At 71.7% G+C, this 23,290-nt stretch carries 21 protein-coding genes; 4 read left to right on the top strand and 17 right to left on the bottom strand.

Annotation, left to right across the window (positions count from 1 at the left end; genetic code table 11):
• Positions 1-24: 24 nt before the first annotated feature.
• From AU195_RS11195 to AU195_RS11120, 16 genes are all read right to left on the bottom strand, one after another.
• Positions 25-774 carry a YggS family pyridoxal phosphate-dependent enzyme gene (locus AU195_RS11195; protein WP_059159139.1) on the bottom strand — a complete coding sequence of 250 codons (750 nt, stop codon included), beginning with the start codon at positions 772-774 and terminating at the stop codon, positions 25-27.
• A complete protein-coding gene (pgeF, locus tag AU195_RS11190) occupies positions 771-1,475 on the bottom strand; it encodes a peptidoglycan editing factor PgeF (RefSeq protein WP_157531108.1) in 705 nt (234 codons plus the stop codon). The genes AU195_RS11195 and pgeF overlap by 4 nt, the downstream gene beginning before the upstream one ends.
• Before the next feature lie 21 nt (positions 1,476-1,496).
• Entirely contained in the window at positions 1,497-2,663 is a 1,167-nt protein-coding gene (gene ftsZ, locus AU195_RS11185; protein WP_059094904.1) for a cell division protein FtsZ, read from the bottom strand.
• Positions 2,664-2,865: 202 nt separating this feature from the next.
• On the bottom strand, positions 2,866-3,804 hold the full coding sequence (locus tag AU195_RS11180; protein ID WP_059159137.1) for a cell division protein FtsQ/DivIB: 939 nt from the start codon (positions 3,802-3,804) through the stop codon (positions 2,866-2,868).
• On the bottom strand, positions 3,801-5,255 hold the full coding sequence (gene murC / locus AU195_RS11175) for a UDP-N-acetylmuramate--L-alanine ligase (protein WP_059159136.1): 1,455 nt from the start codon (positions 5,253-5,255) through the stop codon (positions 3,801-3,803). Before murC ends, AU195_RS11180 begins: the two co-directional genes overlap by 4 nt.
• Positions 5,252-6,373: an undecaprenyldiphospho-muramoylpentapeptide beta-N-acetylglucosaminyltransferase gene (murG, locus tag AU195_RS11170; RefSeq protein ID WP_059159135.1), complete on the bottom strand. Its 1,122-nt coding sequence runs from the start codon at positions 6,371-6,373 to the stop codon at positions 5,252-5,254. The genes murC and murG overlap by 4 nt, the downstream gene beginning before the upstream one ends.
• Positions 6,370-7,911 carry a putative lipid II flippase FtsW gene (gene ftsW / locus AU195_RS11165; RefSeq protein ID WP_059159134.1) on the bottom strand — a complete coding sequence of 514 codons (1,542 nt, stop codon included), beginning with the start codon at positions 7,909-7,911 and terminating at the stop codon, positions 6,370-6,372. Before ftsW ends, murG begins: the two co-directional genes overlap by 4 nt.
• A gap of 5 nt (positions 7,912-7,916) precedes the next feature.
• A complete protein-coding gene (gene murD / locus AU195_RS11160; RefSeq protein ID WP_059159133.1) occupies positions 7,917-9,407 on the bottom strand; it encodes a UDP-N-acetylmuramoyl-L-alanine--D-glutamate ligase in 1,491 nt (496 codons plus the stop codon).
• 1 nt (position 9,408) lies between these two features.
• Positions 9,409-10,488 (bottom strand): phospho-N-acetylmuramoyl-pentapeptide-transferase, encoded by a 1,080-nt coding sequence (gene mraY / locus AU195_RS11155; protein WP_059094910.1) that lies wholly within the window; start codon positions 10,486-10,488, stop codon positions 9,409-9,411.
• A complete protein-coding gene (locus tag AU195_RS11150; RefSeq protein ID WP_059159132.1) occupies positions 10,485-11,978 on the bottom strand; it encodes a UDP-N-acetylmuramoyl-tripeptide--D-alanyl-D-alanine ligase in 1,494 nt (497 codons plus the stop codon). The genes mraY and AU195_RS11150 overlap by 4 nt, the downstream gene beginning before the upstream one ends.
• A complete protein-coding gene (locus tag AU195_RS11145) occupies positions 11,975-13,498 on the bottom strand; it encodes a UDP-N-acetylmuramoyl-L-alanyl-D-glutamate--2,6-diaminopimelate ligase (RefSeq protein ID WP_059159174.1) in 1,524 nt (507 codons plus the stop codon). The genes AU195_RS11150 and AU195_RS11145 overlap by 4 nt, the downstream gene beginning before the upstream one ends.
• 43 nt (positions 13,499-13,541) lie before the next feature.
• On the bottom strand, positions 13,542-15,470 hold the full coding sequence (locus AU195_RS11140) for a peptidoglycan D,D-transpeptidase FtsI family protein (protein ID WP_059159131.1): 1,929 nt from the start codon (positions 15,468-15,470) through the stop codon (positions 13,542-13,544).
• Positions 15,467-16,495 carry a cell division protein FtsL gene (gene ftsL / locus AU195_RS11135; RefSeq protein ID WP_059159130.1) on the bottom strand — a complete coding sequence of 343 codons (1,029 nt, stop codon included), beginning with the start codon at positions 16,493-16,495 and terminating at the stop codon, positions 15,467-15,469. Before ftsL ends, AU195_RS11140 begins: the two co-directional genes overlap by 4 nt.
• Positions 16,492-17,604 carry a 16S rRNA (cytosine(1402)-N(4))-methyltransferase RsmH gene (gene rsmH / locus AU195_RS11130; RefSeq protein WP_502687333.1) on the bottom strand — a complete coding sequence of 371 codons (1,113 nt, stop codon included), beginning with the start codon at positions 17,602-17,604 and terminating at the stop codon, positions 16,492-16,494. The genes ftsL and rsmH overlap by 4 nt, the downstream gene beginning before the upstream one ends.
• A complete protein-coding gene (mraZ, locus tag AU195_RS11125; RefSeq protein ID WP_059159173.1) occupies positions 17,579-18,010 on the bottom strand; it encodes a division/cell wall cluster transcriptional repressor MraZ in 432 nt (143 codons plus the stop codon). Before mraZ ends, rsmH begins: the two co-directional genes overlap by 26 nt.
• 296 nt (positions 18,011-18,306) lie before the next feature.
• Entirely contained in the window at positions 18,307-18,717 is a 411-nt protein-coding gene (locus AU195_RS11120) for an SCO2097 family morphological protein (RefSeq protein WP_059159128.1), read from the bottom strand.
• A gap of 226 nt (positions 18,718-18,943) precedes the next feature.
• Between AU195_RS11120 and AU195_RS11115 the strand changes: the two genes are divergently transcribed.
• Genes AU195_RS11115 through AU195_RS11100 form a run of 4 tightly spaced genes read left to right on the top strand, consistent with a single transcriptional unit; the run spans position 18,944 to position 22,885 of the window.
• Complete coding sequence (locus AU195_RS11115) at positions 18,944-19,537, top strand: GNAT family N-acetyltransferase (protein WP_059159127.1); 594 nt, start codon at positions 18,944-18,946, stop codon at positions 19,535-19,537.
• A gap of 26 nt (positions 19,538-19,563) precedes the next feature.
• The gene (locus AU195_RS11110) at positions 19,564-20,268 is read left to right on the top strand and encodes an LppM family (lipo)protein (protein ID WP_059159126.1); all 705 of its coding nucleotides are present in this window, start codon (positions 19,564-19,566) and stop codon (positions 20,266-20,268) included.
• Between the two features lie 2 nt (positions 20,269-20,270).
• A complete protein-coding gene (idsA2, locus tag AU195_RS11105) occupies positions 20,271-21,350 on the top strand; it encodes a bifunctional (2E,6E)-farnesyl/geranyl diphosphate synthase (RefSeq protein ID WP_059159125.1) in 1,080 nt (359 codons plus the stop codon).
• Between the two features lie 2 nt (positions 21,351-21,352).
• Positions 21,353-22,885: an alpha-(1->6)-mannopyranosyltransferase A gene (locus tag AU195_RS11100; RefSeq protein WP_059159124.1), complete on the top strand. Its 1,533-nt coding sequence runs from the start codon at positions 21,353-21,355 to the stop codon at positions 22,883-22,885.
• On the opposite strand, the gene AU195_RS11095 is transcribed toward AU195_RS11100, so the two are convergent.
• Positions 22,857-23,261, bottom strand: coding sequence for an Rv2175c family DNA-binding protein (locus AU195_RS11095; protein ID WP_059159123.1), 405 nt, complete (start codon positions 23,259-23,261; stop codon positions 22,857-22,859). The genes AU195_RS11100 and AU195_RS11095 overlap by 29 nt on opposite strands.
• Positions 23,262-23,290: the final 29 nt, after the last annotated feature.

The raw sequence follows: 23,290 nt of genomic DNA, 5'->3' as shown, positions 1-23,290 counted from the left end.
TGAAGATGTGACTGGAGTGACTACTCAGGGTGACGTTAGAGGACGAGGTCCCATAAGCGCGGTTCCGACACGCACACATGTCGAGCCGTGTTCGACCGCCGTCTCGAGATCACCGGACATCCCGGCGGACAACTCGAGTCGCTGTTCGTACAGCCGCTGTACCCGGTGCCATTCGGCCTGCAGACGGCTGAAGGCCCCGGCGGCGTCGGCGCCCAGCGGCGGAATGCCCATCAACCCGACGAACTGCAGCGCTTGCGCGGAATCGACTGCGGCACAGAGCTCGTCGATGAGGTCCGGCCGGTTGACGTCGATGCCGCCCCGCTCGACGTCGCCGTCGAGACTGAGCTGGAGGTATACCCGCAGCGGCGCGACGCGCACACCGTCGGCCAGCGCGTCGGCGGCGCCCCGGTCGAGAGCGGCGATCAGCTTGGCGCTGTCCACCGAGTGCGCGGCGTACGCCCAGCGGGCGACCGCCCTGGCCTTGTTGCGCTGGATCCGGCCCACCATGTGCCAGCGCACCGGATCGTCCGCGAACTCGGCGGCCAGCTCTGCGGCCTTCGTCGACGCCTCCTGTTCGCGCGACTCGGCGAAGTCCCGGCATCCCAGACCGCGCAGGATCCGGATGTCGGAGGCCGGGAAGAACTTGGTGACCGGCAGCAGGGTGATGTCGCCGACGTCGCGGCCCGCAGCCTTCGCGGCGCGCGCGAGCCGCTCCCGCACCGCGGTCAGCGAGGCGGCCAACTCGGACTCCCGGTCGGTGACCACGCCGCTCACTCCATCCACACCAGGGAGGCCAGCCTGCCGGTGGGGGCGTTGCGGCGGTGGCTGAACAGGTTGCGGTCGGCGACGGTGCACCTCGGGTCGACGTCGATGGCCGTGACGCCCAGATCGGTCAGCTGACGGGCGATTCCGGCCCGCAGGTCCAGTCCGGCAGTGCCGCGGGCGGTGGTGGTCCGGCTGCCGGGCAGCACCGCTTCGACCTCGGCCGCCATCTCCTCGGGCACCTCGTAGTTCCGGCCGCTCACCGCCGGGCCGAGCAACACCGAGATGTCCTCGACCCGCGCACCGGCCTCGCGCATCGTCTCCACCGCGCGCACGACGACACCGTCGCGCGCACCGACCCGTCCGGCGTGGACGGCGCCGATCACGCCGGCGCGGGCATCGGCCAGCAGGACCGGGACGCAGTCGGCGGTCACGACGGCCAGCCCCAGGCGGCGGGTCGTGGTGACCAGACCGTCGGCGTCGTCGACCGGTCCGTCGGCCGGTCCGTCGACTCGCACGACGCGGTCGCTGTGCACCTGGTTCATCCACACCAGGCGGCCGTCGAGCCGGGTCGCCTTCGCGAGCCGCTCACGGTTGGCAGCGACGGCGGCCGGATCGTCGCCGACGTGGTCGCCCAGGTTGAAGGTGTCGTACGGCGGCGCCGAGACGCCACCGGCGCGGGTCGTGGTCACCCGCCGCACACGAACGGTCACGTTCCCAGTATCGAACCCGGATCAGTGCCGCATGAACGGTGGCACGTCGACGTCGTCGTCCGCGATCCCGCCGTCGTCACCGCCGATGCTGACGGTCGCGCCGTTGGTGTGCACCGGCACGCTCGCCGGATCGGCCGGTTCGAACAGCGGCGAGGCCACCTTGCCGGCCCGCCCCGGGGCGATCGGCTGAGTCGGTGCGGCGCTGGGGGTGCCCGGGCTCACCACCGGATTGCGGCTCGGGCCCGCCGAGTCGAATCCGGCGGCGATCACGGTGACGCGGACCTCGTCGCCGAGCGAATCGTCGATGACCGTGCCGAAGATGATGTTGGCCTCGGGATGCGCGGCGTCCTGCACCAGCGACGCCGCCTCGTTGATCTCGAAGAGGCCCAGATCGCTGCCGCCGGCCACCGACAGCAGCACACCCTGGGCACCCTCCATCGAGGCCTCCAGCAGCGGCGAGTTGATCGCGATCTCGGCGGCCTTGAGCGCCCGGCCGTCGCCGCGGGCCGACCCGATGCCCATCAACGCCGTGCCCGCACCGCTCATCACACCCTTGACGTCGGCGAAGTCGACGTTGATCAGACCGGGAGTGGTGATCAGGTCGGTGATGCCCTGGACACCGTTGAGCAGCACCTCGTCGGCGCTGCGGAACGCGTCCATCAGCGACACCGCGGCGTCGCCCATCTGCAGCAGCCGGTCGTTGGGGATGACGATCAGCGTGTCGCAGCTCTCGCGCAGCGCCTGGATGCCGTTCTCGGCCTGGTTACTGCGCCGCTTGCCCTCGAACGAGAACGGCCGGGTCACCACACCGACCGTCAGCGCGCCGAGCTTGCGCGCGATCGACGCCACGACCGGTGCGCCGCCGGTGCCGGTGCCGCCGCCCTCGCCGGCGGTGACGAACACCATGTCGGCGCCGCGCAGGAGTTCTTCGATGTCGTCCTTGGCGTCCTCGGCTGCCTTGCGGCCCACCTCGGGATCCGCCCCCGCCCCGAGGCCGCGGGTCGAGTCCCTGCCGACGTCGAGCTTGACGTCCGCGTCGCTCATCAACAACGCCTGGGCGTCGGTGTTGATCGCGATGAACTCGACACCCTTGAGGCCCTGTTCGATCATCCGGTTGACGGCGTTCACGCCACCGCCGCCGATGCCGACCACCTTGATGACGGCGAGGTAGTTGTGCGGCGGGGTCATCGCTCGACCTTCTTCGCGCAAGCGCTCATGAGCGGTCGCCTTTCTGCTGCCTGGTTGCCAGTACTCGTGCGAAGCCTTCCCGCAAACCCTCAACCTCAACCACAGGCTTAGAGTTATGTCAAGTAGATCCGCGCAACCAGAACGGTAGGGCGACGGTGCCGCTCAACCATGCAGGCGCGCCGACGAATGTCGACACGAATTTCTACTTGACCGTGGGCAAATCGGGGCTGGACACGTCATACGTGCGCCCCGGCTGCGTGAGCAGTGCGGCCAGCTTGAGCGCCTTCTCGTCGGTGCGGTCGGTGGTCCCCCACACCACCACCCGGCCGTCGACGAGCGTGAGCGTGATCGACGCGACCGACGGCGCGGCGATCCGCCCCACCTGACCCGCCACCTCGGGGGGCAGCGCCAGCATCACCTGCAACGCCGCCTCGGTGGCCGGATCGTTCGGCCCCGGCGTCTCCGTCTCCAGGTACGGCAGGTTCGGCGGCGGCGGTGCGGTCGCGAAGTCCACGCCGTCCCGGTCGAACAGGTGCGGACCGTCCGGATAGTCCTTGACCACCACCGGGACCCGCTCGACGACGGTGATCCGCAACGACGACGGATACTCGCGCTGCACCCGCGCACTGGCGACCCGGCGGATCGTCGCCACGCGTTCGGCGACGGCATCGGTGTCGACCTGCAGCAGCGGGGTGCCCGGCACCACCGCCGCGGCGCCGAGCACCTCCTCCTGGGGGATGGCCTCCACGCCGACGACGACGATGTCGCGCACCGACATGATCGGGGTGAAGTAGAGGAGGAGTCCGAGGCCGACCGCGACGACCGAGGCCAGCGCCGACCAGACCAGCACCTTCAGGCCGCGAACCGCCCCGCGCGCTATCGGGGTCGCCTCCCGGACCGGGCCGCTGGTCGCCCGCCGCTTGGCCTCGCGGCGGGCCTCCTCGAGGGCCATCGCGCGGTCCTTCACCTCGCGGCGCTGCTCGCGTTCCCGCCGGGCGCGGCGTCGAGGTCCCTCACGGTCCTCGTCGTCGGCCTGCGGCGCCGGAGAGTCCTCGGCCGCTGCCGCCGACGGTGGCGGGGTGGGTTCCTCCGGCGCCGCCTCGGGCTGATCCGGATCCGACCCGGACGGCGGCACCGTCATCGCGCGCCGGCCCCCGGTACGGTCCGGTTCGCCCTGGCCTGCAACGCGCCGATGATCTCCGGCCCCAGCATGGTCACGTCACCCGCGCCCATCGTGACCACCACGTCGCCGGTCCGCACCGCATCCGCCACCCGGTCGGCCACCGCGGAGAAGTCGGGCACATAGGTGACCGGCACGCTCACGTGCTCGACGATGCTGGCCCCGCTCACCCCGGCGATCGGCTGTTCGCGGGCGCCGTAGACGTCGAGCACGAACACCAGGTCGGCCGCGCTCAGCGCGGTGCCGAACTCACGGGCGAACGTCTCGGTGCGCGAGTACAGATGCGGCTGGAACACCACCACCGCGCGCCCCTCGCCGGCCTGGTCGGTGACCGCGCGCAACGCCGCCAACGTCGCCCCGACCTCGGTCGGATGGTGCGCGTAGTCGTCGAAGACCCGGACCCCGCTCGCCGTCCCGACCAGTTCGAACCGCCGCCGCACGCCCTCGAAGCCGGCCAGCCCGTCGAGCACGGTGTCGGGGTCCGCCCCGACCTGCAGCGCGGCCAGCAGTGCGCCCAGCGCGTTGAGCGCCATGTGGCGGCCGGGCACCGACAGCCGCATCGCCCGCGGTGCGCTCTCCCCCGCCAGCTGGATGTGGGCCACCGCGCCGGTGCCCTGCTGCTCCCAGCCGGCCAGCGCGCCTGCGAGGTCCCCGCCCCCGGCCGAACCGTAGCGCAACACCCGGACCCCAAGGGCCGCAGTGCGTTCCGCGAGCGCGGCAGAGCCGGGGTCATCCACGCACGCGATCAGCGCACCACCCGGGGTGAGCCGCTCGACGAACGCGTCGAAGACCGCGGTGTAGGCCTCGGCACTGCCGAAGAAGTCCAGGTGGTCGGCCTCGATGTTGGTGACCACGGCGACGTCGGGGGTGTACTCGAGCAGCGAGCCGTCACTCTCGTCGGCCTCGGCCACGAAGCACTCACCGCTGCCGTGGTGGGCGTTGGTGCCCGCCTCGCCGAGGTCGCCGCCGACGGCGAAGGACGGGTCGAAACCGCAGTGCTGCAGGGCGACGATGAGCATCGAGGTGGTCGTGGTCTTGCCGTGGGTGCCGGTCACCATCAGCGTGGTGTGGCCGGCCATCAGCTTGGCCAGCACGACCGGCCGCAGGACGACCGGGACCGCCCGCCTGCGCGCCTCGACCAACTCCGGGTTGGTCTTGGGGATCGCCGCGTGCGTGGTGACGACGGCGGTCGGCCCGCCCGGCAGCAGGTCGAGCGAGGAGGCGTCGTGCCCGATCCGGATGGCCGCGCCCCGCGCCCGAAGCGCCACCACCGCGCGGGATTCCTTGGCATCCGAGCCGGAGACCAGCGCGCCGCGGTCGAGCAGGATGCGGGCGATCCCCGACATGCCCGCACCGCCGATGCCCACCATGTGGACCCGGCGCAGCTCCTCGGGTAGCGGCGGCGTGCTCACCGGGCCTTCTTCCGCGCGCCCGCCGCCTCGCGCGCCACGTCGAGCGCGACGTGGGCGACGTGCCGGGCGGCGTCCCGGTGGCCGGAGAGCGCGGCGCCCGCGGTCATGGTCTGCAGCCGGCCGGTGTCGGTGAGCAGCGGGACCACCGTGTCGGCCACGAACCGCGGTGACAGGTCGGCGTCGTCGACGACCAGGCCGCCGCCGGCGTCCACCACCGGTTGCGCGTTGAGCCGCTGTTCGCCGTTGCCGATCGGCAGCGGCACGTAGACCGCGGGCAGCCCGACGGCCGTCACCTCGGCCACCGTCATCGCGCCCGCCCGGCAGACCGCCAGGTCGGCGGCCGAGTAGGCGAGGTCCATCCGGCTCAGGTAGGGCACCGCGACGTACGGCGGATCACCCGGCGCCGGCTCCGGCAGTTCGAGGGTGTTCTTCGCCCCGTAGGCGTGCAGCACCGAGATTCCCGCCGCCGCAATCTCTTTCGCGGCGCCGGCGACGGCGTTGTTGAGCGAGCGGGCGCCCTGCGAGCCGCCGAACACCAGCAGGACGCGGGCGTCGTCGGCGAATCCGAAGTGGGCGCGGGCCTCGGCGCGCAGCGCACCGCGGTCGAGTTCGGTGATGCTGGCCCGCACCGGTGTGCCGACCACCTCCACGCGGCCCAGACCCGGGTCGGCCACGGCGGAGAGCACCCGGCGCGCGAAGCGGGCGCCGACCTTGTTGGCCAGGCCGGCGCTGGCATTGGCCTCGTGCACGACGATGGGGACGTGGGCGCGCCGGGCCGCCAGGTAGGCGGGCAGCGCCACGTAGCCGCCGAACCCGATGACGACGTCGGCGTGCACGGTGTCGAGGACGGCGCGGGTCTCCCGCATCGCGCGGCGCACCTTCAGCGGTAACCGCGCCAGGTCGGCGGACGGCTTGCGGGGCAGCGGGACGGGCGTGATCAGTTCGAGGTCGTAGCCGCGCTCGGGAACCAGCCGCGTCTCGAGCCCCCGTTCGGTGCCGAGCGCGGTGATCCGCACTCCCGGCTCCAGCGTGGCCAGGGCGTCGGCGACGGCCATCGCCGGTTCGACGTGCCCCGCGGTTCCGCCGCCGGCGAGGACGACCGAGATGGTGCCGTTCACCCGTAACGCTGACCTTCCCTGGGCCGACCTCGTCGACCCTGTTGGCGCTGACCGGTCCGGCTCGCCGCCGACCGCTGACCGCCTACATGATGCCTTGAGCCCCGCTCGCGGCGTTCAGCCGCCGGGGGTTTGCGCCGCGGCGCGCGGGCCGGTTTCGCCGAACGCGGGGCCGCCGGCTTCCCCGGACGCGAGCGCAGCCGGTCGCGGACCGCCTCGAGCGGGGTGGGTACGTAGGGCTCGGGCGGCGGCAGCCGCAGCAAGCGGTTGACCCGATCGTCGCGGCCGGCCCGCAGCGCGGCCACCGCCTCGGGTTCGTGCCGCGCGGCGTTGGTGATGAGGCCCAGCATCAGCAGGGTCGTCGCCGTCGACGTTCCGCCCGCCGAGATGAGCGGCAGCTGCAGGCCGGTGACGGGCAGCAGGCCCACCACGTAGCCGACGTTGATGAACACCTGCCCGAGCACCCATGTGGTCGCCGTGGCGGTGAGCAGCCGCAGGAACGGATCGGCCGAGCGGCGCGCGATGCGCATGCCGGTGTAGGCGAACAACCCGAACAGCGCGAGCAGGCCGGCCGCGCCGACGAAGCCGAGTTCCTCGCCGATGATCGCGAAGATGAAGTCGTTGTGCGCGTTGGGCAGATAGTTCCACTTCGCGGTGCCCTGCCCGAGACCGTCGCCGAACACCCCGCCGTTGGCCAGCGCGAACTTCGCCTGCCGCGCCTGATAACCCGAGCCCTGCGCGTCTGCGCTCGGATCGAGCCACGACTGCACGCGCGCGGAGCGGTACCCCTCGGCCATGGCCAGGACGGCCGCCGAGACCATCACCGCCAGCAGCGAGCTGAGAAACACCCGCAGCGGAAGACCGGCGTACCAGAGCAGCGCCAGCAGGATGATGCCCAACGACACCGTCTGACCGAGGTCGGGCTGCGCGACGATCAGCGCGAGCGCGATGACGGCGGCGGGCACCAGAGGGATGAGCATCTCGCGCAGGGTGGCGCGTTCGAGGCGGCGCGCGGCCAGCAGGTGCGCCCCCCAGATCGCGAACGCGATCTTGGCCAGCTCCGAGGGCTGCATGGAGAAACCGGCGACGACGAACCAGCCGCGCGAGCCGTTGGCGATCTTGCCGATACCCGGGATGAGCACCAGGATCAGCAGCACGATCGTGAACGCGAAGCCGGGGAAGGCCAACCGACGCAGCGTCTTCACCGGCATGCGCAGCGCCAGGTAGAACGCGAGCAGCCCGACGGCCGTCCACAGCACCTGTTTGGCGAACACCGACCAGGGCGAACCGTCGGAGTCGTAGGAATACACCCCCGACGCCGACAGCACCATGGTCAGCCCCAGCGTGATCAGCAGGGCGGTGACCGCGATGATCAGGTGGAACGACGTCATCGGGCGGCCCAGCCAGGCCGCGAAGCGGGTGCGGGACACCACCGGGGCCGTGGCGGCGCTCGTCGCGGGCGCGCCGGCGGCGACGGATTCGCCCTCGGCGGTCTCGGTGCCTGCCGCCCTGCCGCGCAACCGGGCCAGGATCGTCGCCACGGCGCTTATCCGAGGTCGGCGCGCACCGCGGCGGCGAAGGCGTCGCCGCGCTGGGTGTAGCCGCTGAACTGGTCGAATGAGGCGCCCGCGGGCGCCAGCAGCACAGCGTCTCCCGGGCGGGCGAGGTGGCGGGCGGCATCGACCGCCGCCCGCATCACCGCATCGGGTAGCGACCGGCCCGCCGTGTCGATCACACGAGTCACAACATTCACAGCTGACTCAGTAGTCCCATGCACCCCAGAATCCTCCCCCGTCACCAGCTCGACGACGGGGACATCGGGCGCGTGTCGCGATAACGCCTCCGCGACCACGGCGCGGTCGCGGCCGATCAGCACCGCCCCGGCCAGCCGGTCGGCGACCTCGGCGACGAGCGCGTCGACCGACACACCTTTGAGCAGTCCGCCCGCGATCCACACCACCCGCGGATACGCCGCGATCGACGCGCGGGCGGCGTGGGGGTTGGTGGCCTTGGAGTCGTCGACCCAGGTCACGCCGTCGGCGACCGCGACGACCTCGGCGCGGTGCCGACCGACCTCGAACGACGTCAACGCCGCGGCGACCGCCTCGGCGGGCACGTCCACCGCACGCGCGAGAGCGGCGGCGGCCAGCGCGTTGAGCACCCCGACGGGGCCGGCGACCGGGATGTCGTCGGCGCGCACGAGCCGCAGGCCGGAGGCGAACGCGTTGTCGACGAGCCAGCCGTCGTGCACGCCCAGTTCGCCGGCCACCGGCGGACCCAGCCGGAACCCCACCCGCACCGGCGCGGCCGCGGTCGTGATCAGGTCGGACGCCACCGGGTCGTCGAGGCCCACCACGGCCACCCGGCCGTCGAGCACCCGGGCCTTGTCGCGCGCGTAGGCCGTCATCGACCCGTGCCAGTCGAGATGGTCCTCGGCCACGTTGAGCACGACTCCGGCGTCCGGCCGCAGCGACGGCGCCCAGTGCAGCTGGAAACTCGACAGTTCGACGGCCAGGATCTCGGGTTCGTCATTCGCTCCTCGCGTGCGCGGTTCTTCGCCGAGCACGTCGAGCACCGGGTTGCCGATGTTGCCGCACAGCGCCGCGCGGCGGCCCGCCGCCCGCAGGATGGCGTAGAGCATCGACGTCGTCGTCGTCTTGCCGTTGGTGCCGGTGACCACGAGCCAGCGCCGCGGCGGCCCGAACCAGCCGGCGCGGTCCAGCCGCCACGCGAGTTCGACGTCGCCCCAGATCGGCACCCCGGCGGCCGCGGCCGCGGCCAGCACCGGTGCGGTCGGGGGGAAGCCCGGGCTGGTGACCACCAGGGCGTAGTCGGCGATGGCCGCCACCGCCTCGTCGGTCGTGACCACGGTGGCCGGGGTGACCAGGCGCTGCAGGGCCAGCGGGTCGTCGTCGCAGATGGTCAACCGCACACCGGTGGGCTCGAGCACGGCGCTGACCGACCGGCCGGTCAGCCCGGCGCCGGTGATGAGGACCCGGGCGCCCGGGGTGAGGGGTTCGACGACGGCGCGGGCCATCTCAGGCCCCGACGGCGGTGAGCCACTCGCCGTAGAACAGCGCCACGCCGAGCCCGCACGCGATCGCGGTGAGCAGCCAGAACCGGATGATCACCGTGGTCTCCGCCCAGCCCACGAGTTCGAAGTGGTGGTGGAACGGGGCCATCCGGAACACCCGGCGGCCCGTGGTGCGGAACGCCAGGATCTGCACGACGACCGAGGTGACCTCGGCGACGAACAGCGCGCCCAGCACGACGGCGAGGATCTCGGTGCGACTGGTCACCGACAGCCCGGCGATGATGCCGCCGAGCGCCAGCGATCCGGTGTCGCCCATGAAGATCTTGGCCGGGGCGGCGTTCCACCACAGGAATCCGATGCACGCGCCCGCAGCGGCCGCGGCGACCAGCGCCAGATCCAGCGGGTCCCGCACGTTGTAGCAGCCCAGCCCGGGGCTGGTCGCGCAGGCGTTGCGGTACTGCCAGAACGTGATCAACACATACGCCGCGCACACCATCGCCATCGCACCCGCGGCCAGGCCGTCGAGCCCGTCGGTGAAGTTCACCGCGTTGGACCAGGCGCTGACCAGGACGACGCAGAACAGCACGAAGATCAGCGGCGCCAGCGTCACGGTGGCGATCTCGCGCACGTAGGACAGCTCCGGGCTGCCCGGGGTGAGCCCGTCGGCGTTGCCGAACTGCAGTGCCAGCACCCCGAACAACAGCGCGGCGGCCAGAATGCCGACGGTCTTGGCGGTCTTGTTCAGGCCGAGGTTGCGGGCCCGGCGGATCTTGATCAGGTCGTCGACGAAGCCCACGATGCCCAGCGCCGTGGCCAGGCCGAGGACCAGCAGACCCGACGCCGACGGCCCCTCCCCGTCCAGCGCCATGCCGACCAGGTGGGTGCCGAGGTAGCTGACCCAGATGCCGGCCAGGATCGCCACCCCGCCCATGGACGGGGTGCCGCGTTTCTTGGCGTGGGTCGGCGGGCCGTCCTCGCGGATCTCGTGTCCGAAGCCCTGGCGGGTGAACAACCGGATCAGCACCGGGGTCAGCAGGATCGACACCGCAAGCGCGAGGCCGACGGCGATGAGGATCTGCCTCATCGGGTGGCGGTCCCGTCACGTCCGGCGGCCAGCACGTCGGCCAGTGCTCCCAGGCCCGCCGAGTTGGATGCCTTCACCAGCACGACGTCACCGGGCTGCAGTTCGTCGCTCAACAGCGCCAGCGCGGCGTCGGCGTCATCGACCCGGGTGGCCTCCGACCCCCAGGATCCCTCCATGACCGCCCCCTGATGCATGGCGCTCGCTGACCTCCCGGTTCCGACGACGATGAGTCGAGACACATCTAAGCGCACCGCCAGCCGGCCGATGCCGTCGTGCTCCGATATCGCGTCGTCGCCGAGTTCGGCCATTTCGCCGAGTACGGCCCAACTCCGGCGACGTTCCTCACCGGAGCGCGCCATCCACGCCAGTGCCTTGAGCCCGGCCCGCATGGAGTCCGGGTTGGCGTTGTACGCGTCGTTGACCACGGTGACGCCGTCTTCGCGGGTCGTGACCTGCATGCGGTGCCGCGACACCGGACCGGCTCCGGCGAGCGCCGCCGCGACCTGGTCGAGGGTGGCCCCGCATTCCAGCGCGACCGCGGCCGCGCACAGCGCGTTGGACACCTGGTGGTCGCCGTGCACCGCCAGGCTCACCGGCACCTCGCCGCCCGCCGCGTGCAGCGTGAAGCGCGGCCGGGCCAGTTCGTCGAGGGTCACCGCGTCCGCCCAGATGTCGGCGCCGGGTTCGCGCGACACCCGCACCACCCGGGCCGCGGTCACCTCCGCCATCGCGGCGACCGCACTGTCGTCGGCGTTGAGGATCACCACGCCGGATGCCGGAACAGCCTGCGGCAGTTCGGATTTCGTGGCCGCGATGGCCTCGCGCGAGCCGAACTCGCCGAGGTGGGCGGTACCGACGTTGAGCACCACCGCGATCGACGGTGTGGCGATCCGGGCCAGCGCGGCGATGTTGCCCGGATGCCGCGCCGACATCTCCAGGACGAGGAAGTCGGTGGACCGGCCGGCGCGCAGCACCGTCCACGGATGCCCGAGCTCGTTGTTGAAGGATCCGGGCGGGGCGATCACCTCACCGAGCGGCGCCAGCACGGCGGCCACCAGATCCTTCGTCGAGGTCTTCCCCGACGACCCGGTGATCCCGACGATCCGCAGCCCGCCCTCGACCAGTTCGGCGGCCACCGCGGCGGCGAGCCGGGCCAGCGCGGCCAGCACCGCGGCGCCCGCGCCGTCGGTGTCGTGTTCGAGCACCCCGGCGCCCTCGGGTCCCTCGGCGGGCGGCGCGATGACGGCGGGCACTCCGACCGGACGGGCGGCCAGCACCGCCGCGGCGCCCGCGGCGACCGCCGCCTGCGCGAAGTCGTGGCCGTCGGAGCGGGCGCCGGGCAGCGCCAGGAACAACCCACCCGCGGTGACGGCGCGTGAGTCGAATTCCACGGTTCCGGTGATCCGGGTCGCGGCGGCATCCTCGGGGGTGATGTCGGCGAGCGTGCCGCCGACGATCTCGGCCACCCGGGCCAGGGTCAGTTCGATCACCCGCGTTTCTCCAGCAGTTCGGCCAGTTCGACGCGGTCGTCGAACGGGTGGGTCCGCCCGGCCGCGGTCTGGCCGGTCTCGTGGCCCTTGCCAGCGATCAGCACCACGTCACCGGAGCGCGCCCACCGCACGGCGTGAGCGATCGCCTCGCGTCGGTCCCCGATCTCCACGATGTCCGCGCCGCCGGCGGCCGCCCGCGCGCCGGCGGTGATGGCCGAGCGGATCGTGGCGGGGTCCTCGTCGCGCGGGTTGTCATCGGTGACGACGACCAGATCGGCCAGTTCGGCGGCCACCCGGCCCATCGGTTCGCGTTTGCCGGCATCGCGGTTGCCGCCCGCGCCGAACACCACGGCCAACCGCCCGCCGGCGGTCTGCCCGCGCAGCGTCTCGAGCACCGCGCGCAGCGCACCGGGTTTGTGCGCGTAGTCCACCAGCGCGAGGAAGTCCTGACCGCGGTCGACGGCTTCCAACCGGCCGGGAACGGTTGCGCTGCGCAGACCCGGTGCGGCCTGTTCGGGTGACACGTCGACGGCGTCGAGCAGCGCGGTGGCCAGCAGACAGTTCGCCACGTTGTAGTGCCCGGGCAGCCCGATGCGCAGGCCGTGGTGCACACCCGCCGGGTCGACGGCGACGAACTCCTGCGCGCCCGCCTCGACCGCGCGGATGTCCTCGGCGCGCCAGTCCGCGGGTCTGCCGGTCGCGCTGACGGTCACCGCGCGGTCGGCACGGGTGGCCATCGCCCGGCCGGCGTCGTCGTCGACGCACACCACCGAGATCGCGGCGTGCGCGGTCGACTGCGGGTCGAACAGTCGCGCCTTGGCCTCGAAGTAGTCCTCCATCGTCGGATGGAAGTCCAGGTGGTCGCGCGAGAGATTGGTGAACCCGCCCGCCGCGAAGCGCACCCCGTCGACGCGCCCAAGGGTCAGCGCGTGGCTGGACACCTCCATGACCACGGTGTCCGCGCCCTGTTCGACCATCACGGCCAGCAGCGCCTGCAGATCGGGCGCCTCGGGGGTGGTCAGCGCGCTGGGCTGGTCGCGTCCGTCGATGCGGATGCCGACCGTCCCGATCAGGCCGGCGACCCGATCGGCCGCCCGCAACCCGGCCTCGACCAGGTAGGTGGTGGTGGTCTTGCCGGAGGTGCCGGTCACGCCGACGACGCGCAGGTGCCGCGACGGATGGCCGTACACGGTCGAGGCGACCTCGCCGAGCACGGCGCGCGGGTCGGGGTGGACGAGCACCGGAACCGGGGGGTCGGCGCCCAGCATGACCGCCCCGACGGCGTCGGTGAGCACGGCCACCGCACCACCGGCGACGGCGTCGGCGACGAAACGCGCCCCGTGCGCGGAGGATCCCGGCAGCGCGGCGAACAGGTCACCGGGCAGGGCGTCCTGACCGCGCAGTGTCACCCCGGTGACCCGGATGTCGGGCACCGGGAATCCGGGGGCGGGAACCGCGTGCACCTGCTCGGCGAGGGCACCGAGCCCGTGTCCGACGGGATGGCTGGGGCGCAGCTTCATGGCCATGACACAGTACCCAGCCTCGGTCGGCCCGCCGCGTCGGTCAGGTCGCCTGCAGCGTCAGCGGCGTGCTGGGCGGCGACAGCGGCACGTTCTCCCGCTGCAGCAGCCACGAGGCGATGTTGTGGAACAGGGGGGCGGCCGAGGACCCCGGCGAGCCGTCGGCGGCGCGGTGCGGGGCATCCATCATGATGCCGATGACGTAGCGCGGGTCGTCGACGGTGGCCATGCCCGCGAAGGTGATCCAGTAGACGTCGCTGTAGTAGCAGCCGCAGGCGGGGTTGATCTGCTGTGCGGTGCCGGTCTTGCCCGCGATCTGGTAGCCCTCGACCGCGGCCGCGGGCCCGGTGCCCTGCTGCTCCCCCATCGGATCGCGCTGGACGACCGAGCGGAACATGTTGCGCACGGTCTGCGCCGTCTGCGGCGACACCACGCGCACCCCTTCGGGCCGCTCCTCTTCGGTGCGGGTGCCGTCGGGGGCGATGGTCGCCTTGACGACCCGCGGCGGGACCCGCACGCCGTCGTTGGCCATTGCCTGGTACATGCCCGCCATCTGCAGCAGCGTCATCGAAAGGCCCTGTCCGATGGGCAGGTTCGCGAACGAGCTACCCGACCACTGATGGATCGGCGGCACCAGACCGGCGCTCTCACCCGGCAGCCCCACGCCGGTGCGCTGGCCCAGGCCGAACCTCTTGAGCATCTCGGCGTAGCGTTCCGGCCCAACCCGCTGGGCCAGCATCAGGGTCCCGACGTTCGACGACTTCCCGAACACTCCAGTCGTCGTGTACGGCATGGTGCCGTGCTTCCAGGCGTCGCCGACGGTGACGCCGCCCATGTTGATCGACCCCGGCACCTGGAGCACCTCGTCGGGATTGGTCAGCCCGTACTCGATCGCCGCCGCGGCGGTGACGATCTTGTTGACCGACCCGGGCTCGAACGGTGAGGACACCGGCAGGTTGCCGATCTGGCGGTTATCCTGACGCCCGATGTCCTGGCTGGGGTCGAACGTGTTGTCGTTGGACATCGCCAGCACCTCGGCGGTCTTCGCGTCGAGCACGACGGCCGAGACGTTCTTGGCGCCGGAGGCGTCCTTGGCCAGCTGGACCTGCTGCTGGACGTAGAACTGGATGTCGTCGTCGATGGTCAGCTGCACGGTCGACCCGTTGACCGCGTCGTGGCGGTTGCGGTAGCTGCCCGGGATCACCACACCGTCCGAGCCCCGGTCGTAGGTGACCGAGCCGTCCGTGCCGGCCAGGACGGCGTCGAGCGAATCCTCCAGGCCCAGCAGTCCGTGGCCGTCCCAGTCGATGCCGCCGACGATGTTGGCCGCCAGCGAGCCACCCGGGTACTGGCGGATGTCCTGGCGTTCCGAACCGACCTCGGGGAACTTGTCGGTGATCGCATCGGAGATCACCGGGTCGACCGCACGCGCCAGGTAGACGAACGTCTCGTTGCTGTTCAGTTTGCGCAGAACGGTTTTCGCATCGGGTTTGTTGTTCAGCCGCGACGCGACCTCGTCGGCGATCTCGACCAGGCGGCGCTTGGGGTCGGGCGCCTCCTCCGATTTCGCGCGCGCCTCCTCGAGCTGCTTGCGGACCTTGACCGGCTGGAACGTCAACGCCCGCGCCTCGATGGTGAAGGCGAGTTTGTCCTCGTTGCGGTCGACGATGCTGCCGCGCACCGCCTTCTGCACGTCGGTGACCTTGAGCTGGCCGGCCGCCTCCGCGCGCAGACCCTCGGCACGCGGCACCTGCAGGTTGAACAGCTGAACGCCGGCGACCAGCAGCAGCACCCCCATCACCGCGTTGCCCGCGCGGTGGCGGAAGACGAACGACGAACTGCGCAGGCCGGCGTCACCGGCGACCGCCTTGCGGGTCCGGCGGGCCTTGGCCGGGCGGCCCTGAGCGGGCGCCCCTTTCGGCTTGCGGGTGCGGCGCGGCGCGGCGCCCTGCGGATCGCGGCGGGCGCTCATGCGGGCGGTCCGGCCTGCACGGGCGCCTGCGGCGCGGCGAGGTGGTCGAGCGCGGGCGCCGGAGGCGGCGGCACCGCGGCCGGTGCGGGTTCGACCGGCGCGGGCAGCACTTCGGGGGCGGCTGGGGCCACCGGGGCGACCGGAGCGGGCGCGGCGACCGGGGCCGAATCCAGCGGCGCGGCAACCGGACCCGGCGCCGGTGGCTGGGCACCGGGGGCCAGGTGCGGTACCTCACCCTGCGGGAGGGCGGCCTGCGGGGAGGCGGCCTGCGGGCGGGTGGTGACGCGGACGGGGACCTCTCGGGGATCGATTACCCGGGGGGCGGCGGCCTGGGCGGCGGGCCGCGCAGCGGCAGGCGCCGGCGCCGCATCGGGGATCGGGGTGTTCAGCGGCGGCGGCGGCACGCCCTCGGCCGGCTTCGGTGTTCCGACCACCACCCAGTTGCCCGCCGGGTCCTGCACCAGGTGGGCGGTGTCGCGCGACGGGATCATGCCGAGATTGCGCGCGGCTTCGGCCAGTGCGGGGGCCGCCTGCGCCTCCAGCACGTCACGTTCGAGGGCTTCCTTCTGTTGCGCCAGCGCCTGGTTCGTCTGGCGGGCCGCACCGAGCTGGTAGGACCGTTCGGCCGCGCCGGTCGACAGCCACAGCGTGATGCCGAGCCCCAGCCCGAGTGAGCCGATGACCAGCACCACGAACGGCACCCGCGCGATCAGCGCCTTGGGATTCAGCTCGATCGACGAGAGCTTGATCAGCAACCGTTCCCGCAGAGGCGGGCGTACGACCTTGGGCGCCTTGGCTTTCCGCGCCTTCGCCCGGGCCTTGGCCTGGCTGGCGTTCTTCGGCCGCGCCGGCAGCTCCGCGGGCCGCGCGATCGGGGCGGTCTGCGGCGCCGACCGCGAGTCGCGGGTCGGCCTACCACGACGCGGAGCCGCCTCGACAGCCCTTCGGGGCGCCTTGCGCACCGGCTGGCGGGGCCCCCGCCGTCGTTCCTCACCGCGCACGGGTGCAGATCGCTTTGCCTTCATCGGGCGTCCCTCCTGGCCGTTTCCGGCCTGCCTGCGACCTTCTCCAGTGCGCGCAACCGCACGGGCGCACTGCGCGGATTGCGTTCGATCTCTTCGGGGGCGGCCCGCTCGGCCCCGCGGGTGAGTGCGACGAATTCCGGTTCGTGGCCGGGCAACTCGACGGGCAGACCGGGCGGTGTGCGCGACGCGGTGGCCGCGGCGAATTCGGTCTTGACGATGCGGTCCTCCAGCGACTGGTACGCCATCACGACGATCCGGCCGCCGGGTTCGAGGGCGGCCAGCGCCGCGGGCATCGCCGCACGCAGCGAGTCGAGCTCACTGTTGACCGCGATCCGCAGGGCCTGGAAAGTGCGCTTGGCCGGATGCCCGCCGGTCCGGCGGGCGGGGGCGGGGATCGCGTCGTAGAGCAGCTCCACCAGCTCGCCGGTGGTGGTCAGTGGCCGGCGCCGCACGATGTGCTTGGCGATGCGGCCGGCGAACCGTTCCTCGCCGAATTCCCGCAGGATCCTGGCGATGTCCTTCTCCGCGAACGTGTTGACCACGTCGGCCGCCGTCAGCGGGGCGTCGCTGTCCATCCGCATGTCCAGCGGGGCGTCCGCGCTGTAGGAGAACCCGCGCTCGGTGCGGTCGAGTTGCATGGACGACACCCCGAGGTCGAACAGGAATCCGCTGACCGCGTCCACGCCCGTCTGCGCCAGCGCGTCGTCGATCCCGTCGTAGCGGGTCCGCACCAGCGACACCCGGTCACCGAACGGCGCGAGCCTCTCGCCGGCGATCTGCAGGGCCTGGGGGTCGCGGTCGAGTCCGATGAGATGCAGTCCGGGCAGGTCGCTCAGGAACCGGTGCGCGTGACCACCCGCGCCGAGCGTGGCGTCGACCAGGACGGCTCCGCGGCCGTCGGAGTCGCGGCGGGTCAGTGCGGGGGTGAGCAGTTCGACGCAACGGTCCAGCAGGACCGGAATGTGCTCCATCGCCACCCCCGGGCTGTGTGCCCCTGCAGCGAGGTCCCTGTCCGAGGCGGACCTGGCGTCGGGGAAGTACGCCAGGGCCGGTTCGGACAGAGGCCACGCTGCACGGGCCGGTTCAGATGATGTCGCGCAGAGTTTCATCAGTCGCCGCGGAGAAGTTCTCTTCGTGGGCCTGCTGGTACTCCTGCCACGCCGCGGCGTCCCAGATCTCCAGGTAGTCGACCGAGCCGATCACCACGCACTCCTTCGACAGGTTCGCGTAGCGGCGGTGGTCGGCCGACAGGGTGATCCGGCCCTGGGCGTCGGGATGCTGTTCGTCGGTCGCGGCCGCCAGGTTCCGCAGGAAGGCGCGCGCCTCCGGATTGCTCCGCGACGCCTGCGAGGCCCGGCGGGCCAGTTTCTCGAACTCCGCGCGCGGATAGACGGCGAGGCTGTGGTCCTGGCTCTTGGTGACCATCAACCCTCCTACCAGTGCGTCGCGGAACTTGGCGGGCAGTGTGAGCCGCCCTTTGTCATCGAGCTTCGGCGTGTAGGTGCCCAGAAACATCCTGGCCACCTCCTGCGCCACTGGGAGCCCCGGTTGCTCCGCTGCACGCCACTTTACCCCACAATCCCCCACTTTGCGCCATTGCTTGGCGCCCAAATGCCACCCAGCCCCACTTCGCCACGTCCAGAGGTGTCGCAGCGGTGGGTAGCGGGCCGCAGAGTGCCCACGGAATCAGGTGAAACCGCAGCTCAGCGCGGGCGGGAGGACGGTGGGGCGTTGTGGGGGGAGCGCGCCGGCCCGTGACACGAAAAAAGGGGCAGCCCCACTCGGGGCCACCCCTTTCAGCGTGTCAGCGACTACTCGTCGAAGCGCCGGCGGAAACGGTCCTCCATCCGGCTGGTGAACGAACCACCACCCGAACCCTTCGACCGCTTCTGGCGCGCGCCACCGCCGGCGGGCGGCGTCGAGCGGTCCCGGCCGCCGGCCACTCGCGGGCCGGTGATCGCGAAGACGACACCACCGAACATCACGATGAACCCGATCACCGAGAGGATCGGGAAGCTTCCGATCATGGTCGCCTTGAACGCGACACCGGAGACCAGCATCGCCAGCCCGACGACGAACAGGGCCGCGCCCTGTAACCGGCGGCGGGCCGACGGCGCACGCAGAGTCCCGCCGCGCACACTCGACGCGAATTTGGGATCCTCGGCATAGAGCGCGCTCTCGATCTGATCGAGCATGCGCTGCTCATGATCGGAGAGTGGCATTCGTCCCTCCTCGCCGCCTGCGGCCGTTCGTTCAAACCCGTGCGTGCCCGCGTTCACGGACCTCTAACCGTCATGATACGAGGTCGATCTGAGCCGTACCACCTACTTCGGCCCCACGATTGTATGACCTGTGCCGCCCCTGGAAAGACACCGCCCGTCCGCGGAGATAATGGGGACCGACGACTCTTGTGCACACTCCCGCGCGACGGACCGAAGGGCAACGACATTGGCGCCGCATCTCATCGATCTGTCGCCGGTCGACATGGAACGCCGACTCGGCGACGCGCTCGGTATCTACGTCGACGCGATGCGCTATCCGCGGGGCACGGAGGACCAGCGCGCCTCGATGTGGATCGAGCACACCCGGCGGCAGGGGTGGAAGGCCGTGGCGGCCGTCGAACCACCCGACGGGGAGCCCGACACGCCGGAGGACCTGCGCGACGCGCCGCTGCTCGGGGTCGCGTACGGCTACTGCGGGGCACCCGACCAGTGGTGGCAGCAGCAGGTGGTGGCCGGGCTCAAGCGCGTGGGGGCGGAACCGGCCCGCATCGTCGAGTTGATGACCGACTACTTCGAGCTGACCGAACTGCACATCGCACCGCATGCGCAGGGCCGCGGCCTCGGCGAGGGCCTGGCCCGCCGGCTGCTCAGCGACCGCGCCGAGAAGCACGTCCTGCTCTCGACGCCCGAGATCAACGGCGAGGCCAACCGGGCCTGGCGGCTGTACCGCCGGCTCGGTTTCTCCGACGTCATCCGCGGCTACCACTTCGCGGGCGACCCGAGGGCCTTTGCGATCCTGGGCCGCGCACTGCCGCTGTAGACCCGCATCTGGCACGATGACCCCCGATGACCTCCGTGCTCGCCCGACCACAACGCACCCGCCTGGTGGCCTGGGTTCTGCTGTTGCTGATGCTGCCCATGGTGGTGGGGTGTGTGCGGGTCCGGGCCTCGATCACCGTGTCCCCCGACGACCGCGTGTCCGGCCAGATCGTCGCCGCGACCAAACCGCGCGGACCGGACGACAAGGGTCCGCAGCTGCTGAACAACCTGCCCTTCGCCACCAAGGTGGCCGTCTCGGACTACAACCGGGACGACTACGTGGGCTCTCAGGCGGTGTTCTCCGACCTCACCTTCGCCGAACTGCCGCAGCTGGCCAACATGAACCGCGACGCCGCGGGCGTCGACATCTCCCTGCGCCGCGCGGGTGATCTGGTGATTCTCGAGGGCCGCGTCGACCTGACGTCGGTGAGCGATCCGCAGGCCGACGTCTCGCTGTCGGTCGCGTTCCCCGGCGAGGTCACGTCGACCAACGGCGACCAGGTCAGCTCCGAGGTCGTGGAGTGGAAGCTCAACCCGGGTGTGGTGTCGACGTTGAACGCCCAGGCGCGCTACACCGATCCCAGCGCGCGGTCGTTCACCACCGCGGCCATCTGGCTGACGGTGGCGACGCTCGTGGTGGCCGGGATCATCGGCGGTCTGGCCTGGAGCAGCCGGGACCGCTCCCCCACACTCGCCGACCCGTACACCAACGACGAAAGGGGCACGCGCTGAGCGTGGATGCCGCGGCTCCGAGCGCCGCCGAGTTGGCCGGGGCCGTCACCGAGCAGTTGCGGGGCTATCTGTCCACCCGTCGGCGCGACGCCGCCTACATCGGTTCCGACTACGAGGAGCTGACCGCCGCCCTCGAGGAGTTCGTCCTGCGGGGCGGGAAACGCCTGCGCCCGGCCTTCGCCTACTGGGGCTGGCGGGCGGTGGCCGACCGGCCCGCCGACAGCGGCGTGCTGCTGCTGTTCTCCGCCCTGGAACTCCTGCACGCCTGCGCGCTGGTGCACGACGACGTGATCGACGCCTCGGCCACCCGGCGTGGGTTGCCGACCGTGCACCGGCTCTTCGCCGACCGCCACGCCGAGAAGGGGTGGCACGGGTCGTCCGAACAGTTCGGCCTGTCGGCGGCGATCCTCGCCGGTGACCTGTCGCTGGTGTGGGCCGACGACATCGTCGCCTCGGTCGACCTGCCCCTCGACGCCCACCGCCGCGTGCAGCGGGTGTGGGCCGACATCCGGACCGAAGTGCTCGGCGGCCAGTTCCTCGACATCGCCGCCGAGGCCAGCGGGGCCGATACGGTCGCCTCGGCAATGACGGTGAACACCTACAAGACCGCCTCGTACACGGTGTCGCGGCCGCTGCAGCTCGGTGCCGCCGCGGCCGCCGACCGGCCCGAGGTGCAGGAGATCTTCCACCAGCTCGGCACCGACATCGGGGTCGCCTTCCAGATGCGCGACGACGTCCTCGGCGTGTTCGGGGATCCGGCCGTCACCGGTAAACCCTCCGGCGACGACCTGCGGTCGGGTAAGCGCACGGTCCTGCTCGCCGAGGCCGTCGAACTCGCCGACAAGACCGATCCCGACACGGCCGCGCTGCTGCGCTCGTCGATCGGCACCGATCTGAGCGAGTCGCAGGTGCGCGAACTGTGCTCGGCCATCGAGTCGGTCGGGGCGCTCGCGGCGGTCGAGGAACGTATCGAGCTGCTCACCCGCCGCTCGCTCGAGGCACTGGACGCGGCGCCGATCGACCCCCAGGCCAAGGCCGGCCTGACCGAACTCGCCAGATCGGCCGCCAACCGGTCCGCCTGAGCATGGTCACACCCACTTCGACCGAGACGCCGAAACGCGGCGTGGCGCACCACGTCTCCCGGCTGGTCGCATTCGCCACGTCGCCGTCCGCCAGACCCGCCCTGCTCGGTTTCGTTGGCGCGGCGCTGATCACGGCCGGCGGGCTCGGCGCGGGCAGCACCAGGGTGCACGATCCCCTGCTGGAAACCCTGCACCTGTCGTGGCTGCGCTTCGGCCACGGCCTGGTGTTGTCCTCGCTGCTGCTGTGGAGTGGCGTCGCGATCATGCTGGCGGCCTGGCTGTGGTTGGGCCGCCGCGTCATCGACCGGACGGCCGACGAGTACACCATGGTCGCCACCACCGGGTTCTGGCTGGCGCCGCTGTTGCTGAGCGTCCCGGTGTTCAGCCGCGACACCTACTCGTACCTGGCGCAGGGAGCGCTGCTGCGCGACGGCTTCGACCCCTACGTCGTCGGCCCGATCGCCAACCCCAACCCATTGCTCGACGACGTCAGCCCCATCTGGACCACGACCACGGCTCCGTACGGCCCGGCATTCATCATGGTCGCGAAGTTCGTCACCATGATCGTCGGCGAACACGTGGTGGCCGGCACGATGCTGCTGCGGCTGTGCATGCTGCCCGGCCTGATATTGCTGATCTGGGCGGCGCCCCGGGTGGCCCGCCACGTCGGCGCGAGCGGCGCTGCGGCGCTGTGGATCTGCGTGCTCAACCCGCTGGTGATCATCCACCTCATGGGCGGCGTCCACAACGAGATGCTGATGGTCGGGCTGATGATGGCCGGGCTGGCCCTGTTGTTGAACAAGCGCCCGGCGGCCGGCGTCGCGGTGATCGTCGTCGCCGTCGCGGTGAAAGCGACGGCCGGGCTGGCACTGCCGTTCACGGTGTGGATCTGGATGCGACAGCTACGCGACCGTCGCGGCTACGGCGCCCCGCGGGCCTTCGCGACCGCCACCGCCGCCGCGCTGCTGATCTTCGTCGCCGTCTTCGCGGTCCTGTCCTGGGTCGCCGGTGTCGGCCTGGGCTGGCTGACCGCGCTGGCGGCCGGCAACGTCAAGATCATCAACTGGCTGACGGTGCCGACCGCGGTGGCGAACCTGACCAACGCGGTGGTGGGGCTGTTCCTGCCGGTGAACTTCTACGCCGTCATCGACGTCACCCGCATCATCGGGCTGACGATCATCGTGATCGCGCTGCCGCTGCTGTGGTGGCGGTTCCGGCACGACGACCGCGAAGCGCTGATCGGCATCGCCTCGGTGATGCTCGTGGTCGTGCTGTTCGTGCCCGCCGCACTGCCCTGGTACTACACCTGGCCGTTGGCGGTGGTCTCCGCGCTGGCTCAGTCGAGACGGTCGATCGCGCTGATCGCCGGGTTCTCCACGTGGATCATGGTGATCTTCAAACCCGATGGGGCGCACGGCATGTACTCGTGGCTGCACGTCCTGCTCGCCGCGGGATGCGCGGTGGTGGCGTGGTATGCGCTGGCGAGAAGCGACGACCGCGGGGCGGTCAGTAAGCCAGAGCCTGAGCCCGCCTGAGCACCTCACGCGCCTGGTGTGAGTGCAGTGCGTCGACCGGTCTGGCGTTGGCGATCCGTTCGGTGGACCCGTCCCGGCTGATGGTCAGCGACGGGTCGGGGGTGAACAACCACCGGACGATCTCGTTGTCGCGGTAGCCGCCGTCGCGCAGCACCACGAGCAGACCGGGCAACGGTTTCACCACGTGACCGTGCCGGTCGAAGAACATCTGCGGCACCACGAACTTCCCGTCGCGCCGCACGGCCAGCAACTGGCCCTGCCGCAGGAGATGGTGGACCCGCGTCACCGGCATGCCGAGCAGGTCGGCGACCGCGGGCAGGTCGTAGACGGGCTCATCGGGATCGAGGACGTCGTCTGCCGCCGGAATGCTGCTCACGCACTGAGTCTAGGGCCACCGGCGCGACT

This window comes from Mycobacterium sp. IS-1496, from assembly GCF_001499995.1.
In the GTDB taxonomy this organism is placed as follows: Bacteria; Actinomycetota; Actinomycetes; order Mycobacteriales; family Mycobacteriaceae; genus Mycobacterium.
The sequence above is the reverse complement of the archived record's forward strand: the minus strand, read 5'-3'. Positions and strand labels throughout refer to the sequence as shown.

Excerpts from the sequence above, each read along its gene's own strand:
- ftsZ (WP_059094904.1), bottom strand. The coding sequence starts at position 2,663 with ATGACCCCGCCGCACAACTACCTCGCCGTCATCAAGGTGGTCGGCATC.
- AU195_RS11180 (WP_059159137.1), bottom strand. The coding sequence starts at position 3,804 with ATGACGGTGCCGCCGTCCGGGTCGGATCCGGATCAGCCCGAGGCGGCG.
- murD (WP_059159133.1), bottom strand. The coding sequence starts at position 9,407 with ATGGCCCGCGCCGTCGTCGAACCCCTCACCCCGGGCGCCCGGGTCCTC.
- mraY (WP_059094910.1), bottom strand. The coding sequence starts at position 10,488 with ATGAGGCAGATCCTCATCGCCGTCGGCCTCGCGCTTGCGGTGTCGATC.
- AU195_RS11145 (WP_059159174.1), bottom strand. The coding sequence starts at position 13,498 with ATGAAGCTGCGCCCCAGCCATCCCGTCGGACACGGGCTCGGTGCCCTC.
- AU195_RS11140 (WP_059159131.1), bottom strand. The coding sequence starts at position 15,470 with ATGAGCGCCCGCCGCGATCCGCAGGGCGCCGCGCCGCGCCGCACCCGC.
- ftsL (WP_059159130.1), bottom strand. The coding sequence starts at position 16,495 with ATGAAGGCAAAGCGATCTGCACCCGTGCGCGGTGAGGAACGACGGCGG.
- rsmH (WP_502687333.1), bottom strand. The coding sequence starts at position 17,604 with ATGAAACTCTGCGCGACATCATCTGAACCGGCCCGTGCAGCGTGGCCT.
- mraZ (WP_059159173.1), bottom strand. The coding sequence starts at position 18,010 with ATGTTTCTGGGCACCTACACGCCGAAGCTCGATGACAAAGGGCGGCTC.
- AU195_RS11120 (WP_059159128.1), bottom strand. The coding sequence starts at position 18,717 with ATGCCACTCTCCGATCATGAGCAGCGCATGCTCGATCAGATCGAGAGC.
- AU195_RS11110 (WP_059159126.1), top strand. The coding sequence starts at position 19,564 with ATGACCTCCGTGCTCGCCCGACCACAACGCACCCGCCTGGTGGCCTGG.
- AU195_RS11100 (WP_059159124.1), top strand. The coding sequence starts at position 21,353 with ATGGTCACACCCACTTCGACCGAGACGCCGAAACGCGGCGTGGCGCAC.